The following is a 17,669-nucleotide window of genomic DNA, read 5'->3' as shown; positions in this document are numbered from 1 at the left end:
CATCGAGTCGTGAAAAATTTTCCGATGCGTGGTCAAGCCCGCATCGATGCGAGGAGATTCATCGAAATGTCTGCGTCACCCATTCAGGCGCGCCATGCCTGAGCAACTCTGGCTGCCCGGACTCGAGGCGCCGCCTGTGCCGACCGACGGCCTGTTCTTCGCCGTCTTTCCGGATACGCGCACGGCAACGAGCATCTCGAAGCTGGCGCAACAGCTCTGCTCAGAGACGCGCTCGAAGAGCAAACCGCTCGCGGCCAACCGTTTGCATGTCACGTTGCTACATCTCGGGAATTTCGCGGGCGGCTTGCCACCGGCACGGGTGGATGCAGCCATGAACGCGGCCGCATTGATCAGCATGGAGCCCTTTAGTGTCGAGTTCGACAGTGCGGTCAGTTTTGCAATTAAGCCGCGGCCGGGGCCGCTGGTGTTGGGTGGGGGCGAGGGCGTCATTGGACTCCACGCGCTTCACGATGCACTTGGACTGGCATTGCAGAACGCTGGATTTGGGGATCGTGCGGTCTCGCCGAATACGCCGTACACCCCGCACGTGACCCTTGCTTACGGCATGCCCCCGATCGCGACACGTCCTGTCGAAGCCGTCAGTTGGAACGTGCGTGAGTTTGCGTTGGTGCACAGCCTGCTCGGCCGTACCCGGCATGTCGTTCTGGCGCGTTGGGCATTGGCAGCCGGGTGAATGTATGGGTTCGCGTTGGCCTTCCGGATGCGTTGCGGTGCAGGGGCGGCTCGTTCACGATGAATCGCGGAGACGTTGCGCCGGACTAGAACCGCACGCCGGTTGCGCAACCGCCGGCAAAGCCGCCGCCGCTTCCACCCGCACCTCCGCAGAACACGCCGCAGCCTGATAGTGCGACCGCCATAGCAATAGCGATCATTGTCGTGTGTAGATATCGTTTGAAGGTGTGCTTTCGAAGCCGCGCAGTTAATGCGCTCAGGCGCGGATCGCAGCGTGCGGCGCAAGTGGGAAGTGCTGGGTCGAAGTGATGGTCGGTGATTCCGGATTGCATAACGTATGTAGACTCCATGAACGCGGCAATGGCAGGGCCGAGTGGCCGTTTTTTCGGTGCAGGCCGAAAGATATTCGTAAGTTTTCTCGGGTGGGAAGTAGCGGCGCCGGCAACCCTCCACCCTAATTCACACCATGCGCCCCTCAAATACGCAGAATCTGAAAACCAGGGGGATTCGTCGGTCAGACAGTCAAAACCGTCGCGCGCTCCCTGATAGAATGCTTGGGCCGCAACGTAGTGGACTGCAGATGAAATTGCTTGATGCGTTAGTCGAACAGCGTATTGCCGCCGCAGCCGCGCGCGGTGAGTTCGATGATTTGCCGGGCGCGGGCGCGCCGCTGCCTCTCGAGGACGATGCACTGGTCCCGGAGGAGGTGCGCGTCGCCAACCGGATTTTGAAGAATGCGGGCTTCGTGCCGCCGGCTGTCGAGCAGCTGCGCGCCTTGCGCGACCTGCAGGCGGAGCTCAATGCTGTGAGCGACCAGACCACCCGCTGCCGTCTCCAGGCGCGCATGCTGGCGCTCGATATGGCGCTTGAATCGCTGCGCGGCGGCCCGCTGGTCCTGCCGCGCGAGTACTGCCGCCGCATTGCCGAGCGCCTCTCGGAGCGCGTTGGCAACCTCACTATGGCCGATGCGGGTTCGCAGTGAGCGAGCCGCTTGCCCGCTGCGCCTCGCGAGATCCGGGGTCTGTCGAGTCCAGCGAATCGGCTGAGGCGGCAACACTGCCGGCTGGCCACGCCGGGTCCGTTGATTCCGATGCGCCAGCGCCCGCGGCGGCCGCCACGATGCTGATCGATACCTCCACATCTTGCGAATCACCCGCACCGCCTGTGTCGGAGCGTGATCGTCGCTTCATGGCGCTCGCCCAGGCCGCAGCCGAAGAGGCTCGCGCAGCGGGTGAAGTGCCGGTCGGCGCGGTGCTCGTGCGGGGCGACGAAGTCATCGCCAAAGGATTCAATCATCCGATCGGTGCGCACGACCCGTCGGCGCATGCGGAAATGATCGCCTTGCGCGCAGCCGCGCAAGCTGTCGAAAACTATCGTCTGCCGGGCTGCGAGCTCTATGTGACGCTGGAACCTTGCCTGATGTGCGCCGGTGCGATCATGCACGCGCGGATCGCACGCGTTGTGTTCGGGGCGCGCGATCCGAAAACCGGCGCGTGCGGCAGTGTCGTCGACGCATTTGCGAATCCGCAGTTGAACCACCACACCACGGTGATCGGCGGCGTGCTCGAAAGCGAATGCGGCGCCGCGCTCAAATCGTTCTTTGCCGAGCGGCGGCGCGCAAGCCGGGAAGCACGCGCGGCGGCACGGGGCGAAGCGCACGTCGTTGCAAGCGGCGAAGCACGCCCGGACGCGCACACCGAAACGCACACCACAGCATGCAGCGAAGCACACGCTGAAGCCCATCCAGACGCAGGCATCGACGCACGCGCCGAAGCAGGCAACGAACCGGGGCCGCCTGAGCCGCTCTAAAACAACAACGTCCAACAGGTCTTGCCAATGACCGTCCATCGCACCATTGAGTTGATCGCGCCGTCCGGATATCCGCATGATGCCGAGGTGTTGCATCGCGCGTTGCACCGCCTGCATGCGCAGGGGCATCGCGTCGAAGGTGTGGAGGCGACGAAGCGCCGTTACCAGCGCTTCGCCGGCACCGACGGCGAGCGTGCCGCCGATCTGAACCGGCTGGCGGACCCCTCGCGTGCGTTGCCCGACATCGTGCTCGCCGTGCGTGGCGGCTACGGCGCAGCACGCATCCTTCATGGACTCGACTACGAAGGGCTGCAACGGCGGCTGACCGATCAGCCGGTCGCGCTGGTAGGGCATAGCGATTTCACCGCGGTGCAGCTTGCTTTGCTGGCACGCGCCGGTTTGAAAACTTTCGGCGGCCCGATGCTGATGAGCGACTTCGGTGCGGAAGATCTGAGCGAGTTCACCATGCAGCACTTCTGGTCCGCGCTTACCCGGCCGACCATGACGGTGACGAGCAATGTGCCGCAAGCACAGACTGCCGATGTGACGGGCATGTTGTGGGGCGGCAATCTGGCGGTGGTGACATCTCTGATCGGCACACCGTACATGCCGCCGGTGCAGGGCGGCATTCTGTTCCTCGAAGACATCAACGAGCAGCCGTTCCGGCTCGAGCGGATGCTTTATCAATTGCATCTCTCGGGCATCCTCGCGCAACAGCAGGCGCTTGTGCTCGGCGATTTCTCCGGCGGCAAATCGTACGAGTACGACAATGGCTACGATCTGCACGCAATGATCGAGCAGGTGCGCTCGGTAATCGGGATTCCGGTCATTACCGGTCTGCAATTCGGCCATGTTCCCAACATGCTGACGCTGCCTGTCGGCGCGGACGCGCACCTCGTCGCCAATGCGCATGGGTTCAAACTGTCACTATCGGGCTATCCGACCCTTGCCTGAAACGGCGCGGAGTAGGGAAACGGGCGTTTGCCCGCTTTCTTTTTGAGCCTACAACGCAACTAACGGTCAATTATTCAGGGCGACTCTCAACAGAACGGCCCCATGGAGGTCCCTCACTTTGTTGACAAAAACCGTCTCCAATAGACGACCATCCCATACATTAATTAAACTGGTAGTGAAGCTGAGTAAGGCCTGTGCGGGCTATTCGCCAGGCCACGCGATGGTCCGGGCGTCCAGATTGTCGAAATTCAAGACAAAAATTGTTGACAATCTTTATGTCCATCCTATGATGACAACCATACCGAGACGCACATCATGTCCGACACAGATTCCGCCGCCGCGAATGGTCCGAAAGCCGAAACGATCGCCGAGCGCATCCGCGCCGCGATCCTCGAGCATCGGTTAGCGCCTGGCGCCAAGCTGACAGAAGCGCAGTTATGCGAAGTATTCGGCGTGAAGCGCGGCCCGATCCGGCAGGCGCTCGCGCAACTGGCCACCGACCACCTCGTCGACCTCGAACCGAATCGAGGTGCGTTTGTTGCCAGCCCGTCGCTGCAGGAAGTGCATGAAGTGTTCGAAATGCGCCGGATCATCGAACTGGCCGTGGTTGAAAAGATTTGCGGCGGTCATGGCCTGCGCCGTTTGAAGAGCATCGGCAGCATGATCGGCCGTGAACGCAAAGCGTTCGAAACACGTGATTTTCCGGCGTGGATTCGCCTCTCGGGCGAGTTCCATACCGAATTGGCCGGGCTCACCGGCAACGCTGTGCTGTGCGACTGCCTGAACGGACTGGTGGCGCGCTCCACGCTGATTTCGGCACTGTACGAGTCGCTCGGACGCAGCCCTTGCTCGTTCGAAGATCATGAAGCGATTCTCGCCGCGCTCGACGCCGGCGATGCCAAAGAGGCGGCGGCATTGATGTCGCGCCATTTGCAAAGCGTCGAGTTGAAGATGCTGGAGCGCCCCGCACGTGGCGCGGCCGATCTGCATGAAGTGTTTGGCGCCCTTGGCGGCGCGTCGAAGGAAGCAGCTAGACCCAAGTCCGCGCCAGGCTGAGGCAAGCGGCCGGTGTGCGCCCGTTGCTGGTGCGCGCCGCACTGAATTGAACTGAACCGAATCAGGCGTTGCAAGGCGGCTTTGCGTGAGCGCTGCCGGCTTGCGCACGCGTGGCCGTCACGGGATGACAGCCTTGGAGTAGTAACGCATCGCCGGGAATTCGCGGCGACAGGCGGTGCGATAACCACAAGTACATCAAGTACGGAGACATCCGCGGCACGGTTAATCAGTTGGCTCGAAGCTCCCGTTTTCCAATCGGGGAGAAAAGGGTCGCTGGCATGGCCGATGCAACGTCCTTCGATTCGCTATCGATGGTCCCTATCCCAAGGAGGAATCATGGCTCAGTTCAGTGCAGCGCCCGGCAATCCCGCAATCCCCACTTACGCAGACGGCGGCGCACCCAGCGATCCGTCGATGCCAGCAGGCTACAGCGAGAGGCTGTACAACGAGGATCTGGCGCCGCTGCGTCATCAGACCTGGGGTGCGTACAACATCTTCGCGTTCTGGATGTCGGACGTGCACAGCGTAGGCGGCTATGTGTTCGCGGGCAGTCTGTTCGCGCTTGGGCTGACGAGCTGGCAGGTGCTGATCGCGCTGCTGGTCGGCATTACGATTGTCAACCTGCTCTGCAACCTGATTGCCAAACCGAGTCAGGCGAACGGCGTGCCTTATCCGGTGGCCTGCCGCGCAACGTTCGGCGTGCTTGGCGCGAATATTCCTGCGGTGATTCGCGGCTTGATTGCGGTGGCATGGTACGGAATCCAAACTTATTTGGCTTCGAGCGCACTGGTAATTGTGGTGCTGAAATTCGTCCCGCAACTGTTGCCGTACGCGGATCTGCATCACCATGGTTTCATGGGCCTTTCCACCTTGGGCTGGGCCGGTTTCATGTTGCTGTGGGTTCTTCAGGCACTGGTGTTCTGGCACGGCATGGAGACCATCAAGAAGTTCATCGACTTCGCAGGTCCCGCGGTCTATGTGGTGATGTTCATTCTCGCGGGCTACATGGTGTATCGCGCAGGATGGCGAAACATCGGCATCAACCTGGGCGGTGTCAAATATCATGGAATGGAAGTGGTGCCGGTGATGATCACGGCAACCTCGCTGGTGGTCTCGTACTTCTCCGGACCGATGCTGAATTTCGGCGACTTCTCCCGCTATGCCAAGAGTTTTCGCAGCGTGCGCCGCGGTAATTTCTGGGGCTTGCCGGTCAACTTCCTCGCCTTCTCGCTGGTGACGGTGGTTACAACCGCGGCGACGCTGCCGGTGTTTGGCCAACTGATCACGGACCCGGTCGAAACGGTGGGTCGTATCGACTATCCGACCGCGGTGATTCTCGGTGCATTGACCTTCACGATTGCGACCATCGGCATTAACATCGTTGCTAACTTCGTGTCGCCGGCCTTCGACTTCTCGAATGTCGCGCCGCGTTTGATCAGCTGGCGTGCGGGCGGCATGCTCGCGGCGGTGGCGTCGATTTTCATCACGCCGTGGAACCTGTTTAACAATCCGGCCGTGATTCACTATACGCTCGACGTACTGGGCAGCTTCATTGGACCGCTGTATGGTGTCCTGATCGTCGATTATTTCCTCGTGAAGCGTCAAAAGATCGTACTCGATGATCTTTACTCGGTCTCGCCGAGCGGTTCGTACTGGTACAAAAACGGTGTCAACTACCGCGCGGTGGCCGCCTTGTTGCCGGCTGCGGTCATCGCCGTGATCTGCGTGATGGTGCCGACGCTCGACGGGCTGGCCAATTTCTCGTGGTTCATCGGAGCTGGATTGGGTGCTGTGTTCTATCGCATGCTGGCTCGCTGAGTCAGTGCCGCAACAGGAGTCGCTATGCGCATCAAACTGATCAATCCGAATACGACGCAACGCATGACCGAAGCGATGGGCCGCTGCGCGCGTGATGTCGCCGCACCCGGCACCGAAGTGATTGCGGTCAATCCGACAATGGGGCCGCCATCAATCGAAGGTTACTACGACGAGGCTCTGGCGACCCCTGGTTTGCTGGCCGAGGTCATCGCCGGCGAACGTGAGGGTTGCGACGGGTATGTGATCGCCTGCTTCGGCGACCCCGGTTTATACGCGGCACGCGAGTTGGCGCGCGGTCCGGTGATCGGCATCGCCGAAGCGGCGATGCACGCCGCAAGCGTGCTGGCACCCGGGTTTTCGGTGGTGACCACCTTGGCGCGCACGTGCGGCATGGCGTGGCATCTCGCCGAGCGCTACGGCATGAAGCGCTTCTGCCGCAACGTCCGCGCGACCGACGTCGCGGTGCTCGATCTCGACAAGCCAGGCTCGGCGGCGCGCCGCATCATCCTCGAAGAGTGCCGGCGCGCGCTGGAGGAGGACGGCTCGGACGCAATCGTGCTCGGTTGCGCCGGCATGGCCGAATTGTGCGCGGAGATCGAAGATGCGCTGGGCGCGCCGGTGATCGAAGGCGTGACCGCGGCGGTCAAATGGACCGAGGCGCTGGTCGCGCTGCGGCTGTCGACAGCCAAGCGAGGCGACTATGCGCGGCCGCTGGCCAAGCGTTACGACGGCGCCCTGGAAGCCTTCAGTCCGACCGATGCGGACCCAAATCCGCAGCCGCCGCGCGGTTCGGCCGCAAGCGCCACGGAAAGTGCAAATTCGAGTGGTTTACTGCGGGTAAACACCACAGAACGCCCGGTGGGGCCGGCTTCGCACATACATCCAGTCTGACACGCACTATCTGCCCGGGTGTATGGGCGCACCCGGGTGTTTTCGCTACACTGGTCCCACTCGGCGCTGGTACCCGAATGCTATTTTGCTGCTGCTTCTGGTGCCGCTTTTTCAGGGTTGTTTCCGCCCGCGCCGGCCTGCTTGCGAAGCAAAAACCGCAGGCAAATGCAGGCAAACGCACACACGCATGCAGAACGCACGCAAACCTACGTGCCTGTCACGTGAGTTCCGCGCGATTTTTACGGTCCGTCTCCACGCTTTCGTCAAACCATGCCACTCGACTCGAACTATCCACGTGATCTGATCGGCTACGGCCGCCACCCGGTGCAGGCGAACTGGCCGGGTCGAGCGCGCGTCGCGGTGCAATTCGTCCTGAACTACGAAGAGGGCGGAGAAAACTGCGTGCTGCACGGCGATCCGGGCTCGGAGCAGTTTCTGTCGGAGATCGTCGGCGCGGCGTCGTATCCGTCCCGTCACATGAGCATGGAGTCGATCTACGAATACGGCTCGCGGGCAGGCGTGTGGCGCATCCTGCGCGAATTCGAAAAGCGCGGCCTGCCGCTCACGGTGTTCGGCGTCGGCATGGCGATCGAACGGCATCCTGACCTGGGCCGCGCTTTCGTCGAGCTCGGTCACGAGATCGCTTGTCACGGCTATCGCTGGATCCACTATCAGGACGTGTCGCCGGAAAAAGAGGCGGAGCACATGCGCCTCGGCATGGAAGCGATCGAGCGCATCACCGGCGAGCGGCCGCTTGGCTGGTACACCGGCCGCGACAGTCCCAACACGCGCCGGCTGGTCGCCGAATACGGCGGCTTCCTGTACGACTCGGATTACTACGGCGACGATCTGCCGTTCTGGATGGACGTCGACGTGACGGGGGGCGCCAAGACCCCGCAACTGATCGTGCCGTACACGCTCGACACCAACGACATGCGCTTTGCAAGCCCGCAAGGCTTCAACACCGCGGACCATTTCTTCACGTACCTGCGCGACGCATTCGACGTGCTGTACGAAGAAGGCGACGAAGCACCGAAGATGCTGTCGATCGGCATGCACTGCCGTCTGCTCGGCCGCCCGGGTCGCTTCCGCGCGCTGCAACGTTTCCTCGACCATATCGAACAGCATGATCGCGTGTGGGTGACGCGGCGCGTCGATATCGCGCGTCACTGGCGCGAACATCACCCTTACCAACAAAACAACCGCGGGGCAGCGGCATGAAGGCGATGCAATACACTCTGGATCAACTCAACAGCACCTCGACCGACGCGTTCGTCGCAGCGCTGTCGGGCATTTTCGAGCACTCGCCGTGGGTGGCGGAAATTGCCGCGCTCCAACGGCCGTTTGTCAGCATCGACGAACTGCATAGCAAGATGTCGAACATCGTCGAGACGGCCGGTGAAGAGAAGCAACTGGCGTTGATCAATGCCCACCCGGAGCTCGCCGGCAAGGCTGCGGTGCGCGGCGAACTGACGGCCGAATCCACGCGTGAGCAGAGCGGCGCGGGCCTTGCCCAGTGCACGCAGGAAGAATTCGACAGGCTACTGGCGCTGAACAGCGCCTATCGCGAGAAGTTCGGCTTTCCGTTCATCCTCGCGGTGCGCGGCTACGACCGCCACGGCATCATCGCGAACTTCGAGGCGCGCGTGAACAACAGCCGCGCCGACGAATTGCGCGCGAGCCTGGATCAGATCTACCGCATCGCACGTTTCCGGCTCGACGACCTGATCGACGCGTAAGGTTTCAACTACGCGTCGCGGACCTCGAACCGAAACGTTTTTTCAGTACCAACAAACATTAAGGAAGACAAAGATGGCACTCCCGATTCTCGACCCCAACGCACCGGAATTCACGCGCCGCTATGTGAACCTGGCGGACCCGCGTCTGGGCGCGCAGGCGCTCGAGGCCAGCGACGATTTCTTCGCACCGAAGGAACGCATGCTGAATCCGGAACCGGCCGTCTTCATTCCGGGCAAGTACGACGACAACGGCAAGTGGATGGACGGCTGGGAAACGCGCCGCAAGCGCGCCAACGGTTACGACTGGTGCGTCGTGAAGCTCGCGCGTCCGGGCGTGATCAAGGGTCTCGACCTCGACACCAGCCACTTCACGGGCAACTTCCCGCCGGCGGCTTCGGTTGAGGCTGCGCGCGTTGTGGACGGCGTGCCGAACCAGTCGACGCAATGGACCGAAATCGTCCCGTCGACCACGCTGCAAGGCAACAGCCACCACTATCACGAAGTCAGCGACGCGAACGCTTATACACACCTGCGCGTGAACATCTACCCGGACGGCGGTATTGCGCGTCTGCGTGTGTATGGCCAGCCGCAAGTCGACTGGGCAGGCGCGAGCCGCACGGAGCAGTTCGATCTGGCCGCGATGGAAAACGGCGCGTATCTGGTCGCGGCGAACAACCAGCACTTCGGCGCTGCATCGACGATTCTGATGCCGGGCCGTGGCGTGAACATGGGCGACGGCTGGGAAACGCGCCGCCGCCGTGAACCGGGCAACGACTGGGCGATCGTCGCGCTGGCGCAACCGGGCGTGATCAAAAAGATCGAAGTCGATACGGCTCACTTCAAGGGCAACTATCCGGACCGTTGCTCGATCCAGGCCGCATATGTGACGGGCGGTACGGACAGCTCGCTGATTACACAAGCCATGTTCTGGCCGGTGCTGCTGGGCGAGCAGAAGCTGAAGATGGACAACCAGCACTATTTCGAAAGCGAAATCGCTGCATTGGGTCCGGTCACGCACGTGCGCTTCAACATCATTCCGGACGGCGGCGTGTCGCGTCTGCGTCTGTGGGGCACGCTCGCATCATGAAAACGCTGGCGATCGAACCGTTGACGAAGGAAGCGTTCGCCGCATTCGGCGACGTGATCGAACTCGAAGGCGCGAAGCAGATTCCGATCAACCTCGGCACCACGATCCGCTATCACGATCTTGCGAAAGTGGACGTGACCGACGAGAACGGCCGCACGCTGGTGAACCTCTTTCGGGGTCAGCCGCGCACGTTGCCGTTCGAAGTGAAGATGCTCGAACGTCATCCGCTGGGCAGCCAGGCCTTCGTGCCGCTGAACGACAAGCCGTATCTGGTGGTCGTGGCGCCGGCGGGCGAGCTGGATCCGCAGCAGATTCGTGCGTTTGTGACGAGCGGCTGGCAAGGTGTGAACTATGCGAAGGGCGTCTGGCACCATCCGCTGATCGCATTGGGCGACGTGAGCGACTTTATCGTCGTCGATCGCGGCGGAGATGGACTGAACCTGAACGAACAGGATCTGGCCGAGTCGCTCTGGCTGACTGAAGATGCGTTGAGCGCGGTGACTGTTTGAGGTCGTTGCCTTAGCGTCGTACGTTGTGTAAGTTGGTTATAAAAAAGCCCACAGCGCATGCTGTGGGTTTTTTCATTTGCGGACTATCGCATTACGGGGCGCAATCTCGTACGTCGACCCTCATGAGTCCGCGTCCGGCATGCGTTGTTCAGCCAGAATATCTTCGAGCGTCCGCCCGTGACCGTGGGCGACGAATTTGAGGTCATAGCCGGCCGTTTCGAGCAGGCGCACCAGCACCGACACGCTCATATCGTTTTTTGGCCAGCGTTTCCATACGCGCGACGGTGGTACGAGCGACGCCCGCGCGGCGCGCCAATTCCTCTTGAGAACGATCAACAAAAAAGCGGGCTTCCCGCTCACGCGAAAAGCCCGCTTCATGTTCTGCCAAGGTTTTGCAAAGCCGGGTGCAACACCCGGCCAGCGCCTTACTTCACCGCACCGCCTTCGAACCACGCGGCGATCTTCATCCGCTCGTCGTCGGTCATGTGCGTGACGTTGCCCAGCGGCATCGCCTTCAAGGTCACTGCCTGCTGGTAGATCCGCTGCGCGTTCTGCGAGATCTCGTCCGGCGTATCCAGCAACACGCCAGCTGGGGCGCTGCCCATCATCGTCGGATGGGCGGAGTGGCATGCCACGCAGCGTTGTTGCAGCACCGGCGCGATATCGGCCACCTTGATGCTCGGCGCATTCGCAGCTTGTGCTTGCGGCACGACCGGCTTGGGCATCGTCGAGAAGAGGGCGGCGAACATCAGCACGATACCCACCAGCGGCAAGTACCACAGCACCTGGCCACGGTGACGCATCACGAAGAACTGGCGAATCAGCGCGCCGGCCAGCATGATCATCAGCAACACGATCCAGTTGTACTGATTCGTGTACGTCATCGCGTAGTGATTCGACAGCATCGCGAACACCACCGGCAGCGTGAAATACGTGTTATGCACCGAACGTTGCTTGCCGCGCTTGCCGTAGATCGGGTTCGGCGTTTCGCCCTTGAGCATCGCGGCAACCATCTTGCGCTGACCCGGGATGATCACGAAGAACACGTTCGCCGACATGATCGTTGCCAGCATCGCGCCCATGATCAGGTAAGCCGCACGGCCCGCGAAGATATGGCACGCCAGGTACGCCGCGATCACCACATAAATGCCGACGCAAATGCCGAGCACCTTGTCTTTGTTGCCGAGCAGACGGCACAGCGAGTCGTACACGATCCAGCCTGCAGCTAGGAAGCCGAGTGCCGAAGCAACCGCGACCACCGGGCCCATGTCGAGCACGTTCTTGTCGATCAGGTACGTGGACGGCGAGAGCAGATACAGCACCGTGAAGAGGCTCGCACCCGACAGCCACGTGGTGTACGACGGCCACTTGGACCAGTGCAGGTCGTCCGGCATTTCCGGCGGCGCGACGGTGTACTTCTGCATGTTGTAGAAGCCGCCGCCATGCACGTGCCACAACTCGCCGAACACGCCGCGCTTGCGCTGGTTCGGGTCGGTAGGCGGTTTCAGACTGTTGTCGAGCGCGACGAAATAGAACGATTCGCCGATCCACGCGATGGCGACGATGACGTGGAACCAGCGCAATGCCAGGTTCAGCCAGTCGGTGATAAAGCCTTCCATGAAACTCCTCCACTTCTGATTCGTTGTACGCGCAACGACGCTTGTGCCCTGGTTACGCCTTCGGTGACCCGGCTGACGGGTCGCCGGCATGCACGGTGTCGCTGCGCAGACTGCGGGGTGAGAGACGCGGTGCGCTCAGTTCGCACAGCGCCGTTTTTTATTGGAACTTCGGGTCGAGTCGCTCGCGTTCGATTGCGCTTCGCGGGTGTCTCCAAAGATCCGCACAGTGCAATCGGGCGCGCTCGCAAATACCGCGCGACTTCAACCTCGTCTTCCTCCAACGCCTATCGATACGCTCCGTTCAGCTCAGCTCAGCTCAGCTGCCCCGATAGGTGCTGTACGACCACGGCGACACCAGTAGCGGCACGTGATAGTGCGCACCGGCATCGGCCACGCCGAAGCGCAACACGACGCGATCGACAAAACGCGGCTCCGGCACCTTCGTGCCGATCGATGCAAAGTAGTCGCCGGCGCCGAACACGAGTTCGTATTCGCCCGGGACCAATGCGTCGCCTTCGAGCAGCGGCTGGTCGCAGCGGCCATCGTCATTGGTGGTGGTGGTTTTGAGCGCGCGGCGGGTGTCGCCGGAGAGCGCGAAGAGTTCGACCTTGATGCCCACGCCGGGACGGCCGTTCGCGGTGTCGAGCACGTGGGTAGTGAGCTTTCCCATTCGCAATTTTCCTTATGTGAATGCGAGGTTTCGGCGGCGGCCCGATCCAGAATACGTTGCGGCGGATCGAGGCTCCACGTCAGTGGCTACATACCCGTCGGCGAATTGAAGCGAGCGCCGTGGCAGCCATTGTAAAAAGGATGTTCACGTCAGCGCGCGCGAGATAGGAAAGATAATACCTGGCGCATGACAGACAGCCTGTTGAAAGCCAATTTGAGTCGATTTGTTCGACTATTGCCATGCATTTCATCTACCGGCGGATCGTACCGGCGCCAAAAAAGGCCCACTATATCGGCAGCGTGAGGTTGGGTATCGCACCGGCGTGAGTTGTCAGCATTATTTTGACCGTCGAAGGTTACACCTGTGCGCCGCAGCAAACACAAGCGAAGCGCGGCACACCCCGAAGACGGCGGAAACACGCTGGGTAACCGGGCCAACGGCGTTCGACGGGACGCGGCGGCACGGTAGGCGTGCCGTCACATCGCGTTCGAACGGCTTTGCACGGAAGCAATGAAGCGGAGAAACGAATGACGATGGAGCAGGCGGCTATCAAGCCGAAGAAAACGATGTTGGTGAAGCACGCGGACGTGCTGGTCACGATGGACGGCGCCCGGCGCGAACTGCGCGACGGCGGCATGTATATCGAGGACAACCGCATCGTCGCGGTCGGACCGACGGCGGAATTGCCGCAAACGGCCGACGAAGTGCTGGACATGCGCGGCCACCTGGTGATCCCGGGTCTGGTGAACACGCATCACCATATGTATCAGAGCCTGACGCGCGCGATTCCGGCCGCGCAGAACGCCGAGTTATTCGGCTGGCTGACCAACCTCTACAAGGTGTGGGCGAACCTCACACCGGAGATGATCGAAGTCTCGACCTTGACGGCGATGGCCGAGCTGTTGCTGTCCGGTTGCACGACCTCGAGCGACCATTTGTATATCTACCCGAACGGCAGCCGCCTCGACGACAGCATCGTCGCGGCGCAACGGATCGGCATGCGTTTTCATGCGGCACGCGGCAGCATGAGCGTGGGGCAGAAGGACGGCGGTTTGCCGCCGGATTCGGTGGTCGAGCGTGAAGCGGACATCCTGAAGGACACGCAGCGGCTGATCGAGACGTACAACGACGAAGGACGCTACGCGATGTTGCGTGTTGTGGTCGCGCCGTGCTCGCCGTTTTCGGTGAGCCGCGATCTGATGCGCGAATCGGCGGTGATGGCGCGGCATTACGGTGTGTCGCTGCATACGCATCTGGCGGAGAACGTCAACGACATCGCGTACAGCCGCGAGAAGTTCGGCATGACGCCGGCCGAGTATGCGGAAGACCTCGGCTGGGTCGGTCACGATGTATGGCACGCGCACTGTGTGCAACTCGACGATGCGGGCATCGAACTGTTTGCTCGCACAGGTACCGGCGTCGCGCATTGCCCGTGCTCGAATATGCGCCTGGCGTCGGGGATTGCGCCGGTCAAGCGGATGCGTCTTGCCGGTGTGCCGGTGGGCTTGGGCGTCGACGGTTCGGCGTCGAACGACGGCGCGCATATGGTCGCCGAAGTGCGCCAGGCGCTGTTGTTGCAGCGAGTCGGCTTCGGACCGGACGCGATGACCGCGCGTGAAGCGTTGGAGATTGCGACGCTAGGCGGCGCGAAGGTGCTGAACCGCGACGACATCGGCGCACTGGCGCCGGGCATGGCAGCGGATTTCGTGTCCTTCGATCTGCGTCAGCCGCTGTTTGCGGGCGCGTTGCACGATCCGGTCGCGGCACTGGTGTTCTGCGCGCCGTCGCAGGTGAGCCATAGCGTGATCGGCGGCAAGGTGGTGGTGAAGAATGGTCAGTTGACGACGCTGGAACTCGGACCGGTCATCGAGCAGCACAACCGGTTGGCGAAGACGCTTTACGAAGCGGCCGCCTGATGACGGAGTAAGGGCGAAGTAGAAGAAGCAGCTCTATCGGCATCCGCAAAGATGCCGATAGAGCGCGGAAAAAGATCAAGGCTTGTCGATCAACGTCTTGGTGGCCTCGGCAACCAGACTGCGCAGCCAGCGCACTTCGTCGGAGTAATGCACGCGTTCGTGCCACAACTGGTAGTACTGCATCGGCGGGAAATCGAGCGGTGCGGGCACCACGGTCAGCGGCAGGAACTTGGCGTAGTAGTCGGCAAACAGGCGCGTCGTCGTGAAGATCAGATCGGACTTGATCAGCACGTAAGGCGCCAGATTGAAGTACGGCAACGTGACGACCACGTGACGCTTTAACCGCTCGCGCGCGAGATGCACGTCGATCGCGCCGCGTTGGCCCACCGAGTAAGGAGTAGGCGCAAGATGCGGCGCATTCAGGTACTGGTCGAGCGTCAACCCGCCGCGTTTGGCGAACGGATGCGCATTGCTCATCAGGCAGACGATCTGATCGACGAACAGGTTCGACAGGTGCAACTGCTCCGGCGGTTCCGGCCAGTTGCCGACCACGATGTCGAGCTTGCCGTCCTCGAGCGCGAGTTCGTAGTCGAACGCCGGCCCGAGCGAGTGAAACTCGAGCGTCGCATTCGGCGCGGCCTGACGAAAGCGTTCCACCACCGTCGGCACGAACAGCACGTTCAGGTAGTCCGGGCAGCCGATCCGGTAGCAACGAATGGACGTGGCGGGATCGAAGTTGTGCTGCTGGAACTTGATGCGTTCGATTTCGCGCAGCGCGTTTTGCACCGGTTCGAGGAGGCGCAGGCCGTACTCGGTCGGCACCATGCCGGATTTGCCGCGCACCAGCAGCGGATCGCCGGTGATGTCGCGCAAACGGCGCAGGGCCGCGCTGATGGCGGGTTGCGATTGATTCAGTTTGACGGCCGCGCGCGTGACGCTGCGTTCCATCAACAGGGTGTGCAAGACGCGTAATAGATACGTATCGATCGCCTCGCGTTGCTGACTCATGACTTCTCCGAAATATATGTTCTGGCTGATCGAGCGGGCGTGGGTGTATATGGCTTTTAATATGAACACAAAGCCACGTCAAGAGTGGGATACCCGCAGAGCACGCTGCGACGGGGGTTTGCGGGGAATTTTGACGGCTCGACTGAGCCGGTCGATTTAGGTATTGTCATCCGGTTGTGGTGACGGATCGTCTGCTGACAGGGCGGGCGGACGCGCTGCAACCGGCAGTCTCTGACGTACTACGGAATCACATGAGCGACTCTTCTTATAGCGACGGCGCCGCCGCGCAGCCGGCAAACAGGCCGGAACAGGCGGCGCCCCGGTTGATGCTTCAGGGCATCACCAAACAGTACCCGGCCGTACGCGCCAATGACGACGTCACTTTGATCGTCGCGCCGGGTGAAATCCATGCCGTGCTCGGCGAAAACGGCGCCGGCAAAAGCACGTTGATGAAAATCATCTACGGCGCGGTGCGGCCCGACGCTGGCGAGATCCAATGGGAAGGCCAGCCGGTCGAGATCGCGAGCCCGGCGGCGGCGCGCAAGCTCGGCATCGGCATGGTGTTCCAGCATTTTTCGCTGTTCGAGACGCTCACGGTCGGCGAAAACATCGCGCTCGCGCTCGACGAACCCTTCGATCTGAAGACGCTCTCTAAACGCATCCGCGAAGTCTCCGCCGACTATGGCCTCGACATCGACCCGCAACGTCATGTGCATAGCCTGACAGTGGGCGAGCGGCAGCGCGTCGAGATCGTGCGCTGCCTGCTGCAGAATCCGCGTCTCCTGATCATGGACGAACCGACTTCGGTGCTCACGCCGCAAGCGGTCCGCAAGCTCTTCGAGACGTTGCGGCGGCTCGCTGCGGAAGGTTGCAGCATCCTCTACATCAGCCACAAGCTCGACGAAATCCAGGAGCTGTGCGACACCGCCACCGTAATGCGCGGCGGCCGCGTGACCGGTCACGTGAAGCCGAAAGAAGAAACGCACGCGTCGCTAGCGCAACTGATGGTCGGTCATTCGCTGCCGGATTACACGCGCCGTGAACACACGCCGGGTGCGGTGTTGCTCGACGTGAAGCAGTTGTCGGTGGAAAGCGACGATCCGTTCGGCACGTCGCTCAATAACGTGTCGTTCGGCGTGCATGCGGGTGAGATCTTCGGCATTGCGGGTGTGTCGGGCAACGGCCAGGCCGAATTGCTGTCGGCGCTCTCCGGTGAAAAGCGCGGCGTGCGTGCCGATGCGGTCACGATCTGCGGCAAGGCGGCAGGGCGCCTCGGCGCAGGCGGCCGGCGTGCGCTCGGTTTTGGTTTCGTGCCGGAAGAGCGTCTCGGCCGCGGCGCGGTGCCGGCGATGACGCTGTCGGAAAACGCGCTGCTTACGGCGCATCGACAGCAGATGGTGAACTCTGGCTGGATCAAGGCGGGCGCCATGCGCGCTTTCGCCAAGCGTTGTATCGAAGCCTTCGACGTGCGTTGCGGCGGCTCGGAAGCGTTGGCGCAAAGTCTCTCCGGCGGCAATCTGCAGAAATACATCATGGGTCGCGAGATTCTGCAGGCGCCCAAGGTGCTGGTGGTCGCGCAGCCGACCTGGGGCGTCGACGTTGGCGCGTCAGCGTTTATTCGTCAGCAGTTGCTGGACCTGTCCGCCCGCGGCGTGGCGATTCTGGTGATCTCCGAAGAACTGGAGGAGTTGTTCGACATCTGCGATCGCATCGCGGTGCTGGCCGGTGGCAGACTCTCGCCGGTGCGTGCCACGGGGGCGACCAATGCCGAGGAAATCGGCCGCTGGATGGCGGGCCTGTTCGGCGACCGCGAGGGCGCGGCGCCGTCGGCGGAACAGCCGGCGCATGCCTGAACGGATCGATGCGCGATCGGATAGCTGACCGACGCTAAAGCTCCATA

16 protein-coding genes and 1 pseudogene are annotated in these 17,669 nt (G+C 62.0%); 13 read left to right on the top strand and 4 right to left on the bottom strand.

Annotation, left to right across the window (positions count from 1 at the left end):
• Positions 1–94 precede the first annotated feature (94 nt).
• The 11 genes from M0D66_RS17145 to M0D66_RS17095 all read left to right on the top strand — a co-directional run bounded on the left by M0D66_RS17145 (position 95) and on the right by M0D66_RS17095 (position 10,556).
• Entirely contained in the window at positions 95–694 is a 600-nt protein-coding gene (locus M0D66_RS17145; protein WP_211705406.1) for a 2'-5' RNA ligase family protein, read from the top strand.
• Between the two features lie 579 nt (positions 695–1,273).
• Entirely contained in the window at positions 1,274–1,675 is a 402-nt protein-coding gene (locus M0D66_RS17140) for a DUF1992 domain-containing protein (protein ID WP_211705405.1), read from the top strand.
• Between the two features lie 137 nt (positions 1,676–1,812).
• Positions 1,813–2,502 carry a tRNA adenosine(34) deaminase TadA gene (gene tadA / locus M0D66_RS17135; RefSeq protein WP_244869684.1) on the top strand — a complete coding sequence of 230 codons (690 nt, stop codon included), beginning with the start codon at positions 1,813–1,815 and terminating at the stop codon, positions 2,500–2,502.
• A gap of 27 nt (positions 2,503–2,529) precedes the next feature.
• A complete protein-coding gene (ldcA, locus tag M0D66_RS17130; RefSeq protein ID WP_093639831.1) occupies positions 2,530–3,456 on the top strand; it encodes a muramoyltetrapeptide carboxypeptidase in 927 nt (308 codons plus the stop codon).
• 315 nt (positions 3,457–3,771) lie between these two features.
• Positions 3,772–4,512 (top strand): GntR family transcriptional regulator, encoded by a 741-nt coding sequence (locus M0D66_RS17125; protein ID WP_054035315.1) that lies wholly within the window; start codon positions 3,772–3,774, stop codon positions 4,510–4,512.
• Between the two features lie 336 nt (positions 4,513–4,848).
• Entirely contained in the window at positions 4,849–6,330 is a 1,482-nt protein-coding gene (locus tag M0D66_RS17120; protein WP_211701296.1) for an NCS1 family nucleobase:cation symporter-1, read from the top strand.
• 24 nt (positions 6,331–6,354) lie between these two features.
• Entirely contained in the window at positions 6,355–7,221 is an 867-nt protein-coding gene (locus M0D66_RS17115; RefSeq protein WP_211705404.1) for an aspartate/glutamate racemase family protein, read from the top strand.
• Between the two features lie 270 nt (positions 7,222–7,491).
• Positions 7,492–8,442, top strand: a complete 951-nt coding sequence (gene puuE / locus M0D66_RS17110) for an allantoinase PuuE (protein WP_093639823.1) — start codon at positions 7,492–7,494, stop codon at positions 8,440–8,442.
• Positions 8,439–8,960 (top strand): 2-oxo-4-hydroxy-4-carboxy-5-ureidoimidazoline decarboxylase, encoded by a 522-nt coding sequence (gene uraD, locus M0D66_RS17105; RefSeq protein ID WP_093639820.1) that lies wholly within the window; start codon positions 8,439–8,441, stop codon positions 8,958–8,960. The genes puuE and uraD overlap by 4 nt, the downstream gene beginning before the upstream one ends.
• A gap of 73 nt (positions 8,961–9,033) precedes the next feature.
• Complete coding sequence (alc, locus tag M0D66_RS17100) at positions 9,034–10,047, top strand: allantoicase (protein WP_093639817.1); 1,014 nt, start codon at positions 9,034–9,036, stop codon at positions 10,045–10,047.
• Positions 10,044–10,556 (top strand): ureidoglycolate lyase, encoded by a 513-nt coding sequence (locus M0D66_RS17095; RefSeq protein WP_211705403.1) that lies wholly within the window; start codon positions 10,044–10,046, stop codon positions 10,554–10,556. The genes alc and M0D66_RS17095 overlap by 4 nt, the downstream gene beginning before the upstream one ends.
• 120 nt (positions 10,557–10,676) lie before the next feature.
• Here M0D66_RS17095 and M0D66_RS17090 read toward each other — a convergent pair.
• From M0D66_RS17090 to uraH, 3 genes and pseudogenes are all read right to left on the bottom strand, one after another.
• Positions 10,677–10,944, bottom strand: a pseudogene (locus M0D66_RS17090) (helix-turn-helix domain-containing protein).
• A 37-nt stretch (positions 10,945–10,981) separates the two neighbouring features.
• Positions 10,982–12,175, bottom strand: a complete 1,194-nt coding sequence (locus tag M0D66_RS17085; protein WP_211705401.1) for a urate hydroxylase PuuD — start codon at positions 12,173–12,175, stop codon at positions 10,982–10,984.
• Between the two features lie 316 nt (positions 12,176–12,491).
• Positions 12,492–12,845, bottom strand: a complete 354-nt coding sequence (uraH, locus tag M0D66_RS17080; protein WP_266211068.1) for a hydroxyisourate hydrolase — start codon at positions 12,843–12,845, stop codon at positions 12,492–12,494.
• A 527-nt stretch (positions 12,846–13,372) separates the two neighbouring features.
• Between uraH and M0D66_RS17075 the strand changes: the two genes are divergently transcribed.
• On the top strand, positions 13,373–14,761 hold the full coding sequence (locus M0D66_RS17075; RefSeq protein ID WP_093639808.1) for an 8-oxoguanine deaminase: 1,389 nt from the start codon (positions 13,373–13,375) through the stop codon (positions 14,759–14,761).
• A gap of 75 nt (positions 14,762–14,836) precedes the next feature.
• On the opposite strand, the gene M0D66_RS17070 is transcribed toward M0D66_RS17075, so the two are convergent.
• The gene (locus tag M0D66_RS17070) at positions 14,837–15,769 is read right to left on the bottom strand and encodes a LysR substrate-binding domain-containing protein (RefSeq protein WP_012433318.1); all 933 of its coding nucleotides are present in this window, start codon (positions 15,767–15,769) and stop codon (positions 14,837–14,839) included.
• A 251-nt stretch (positions 15,770–16,020) separates the two neighbouring features.
• On the opposite strand from M0D66_RS17070, the gene M0D66_RS17065 reads away from it, so the two are divergent.
• Positions 16,021–17,622 (top strand): ABC transporter ATP-binding protein, encoded by a 1,602-nt coding sequence (locus M0D66_RS17065; RefSeq protein WP_266211067.1) that lies wholly within the window; start codon positions 16,021–16,023, stop codon positions 17,620–17,622.
• Positions 17,623–17,669: the final 47 nt, after the last annotated feature.

Source organism: Paraburkholderia sp. SECH2 (assembly GCF_030464795.1).
Taxonomy (GTDB): domain Bacteria; phylum Pseudomonadota; class Gammaproteobacteria; order Burkholderiales; family Burkholderiaceae; genus Paraburkholderia; species Paraburkholderia aspalathi.
The sequence above is the reverse complement of the archived record's forward strand: the minus strand, read 5'-3'. Positions and strand labels throughout refer to the sequence as shown.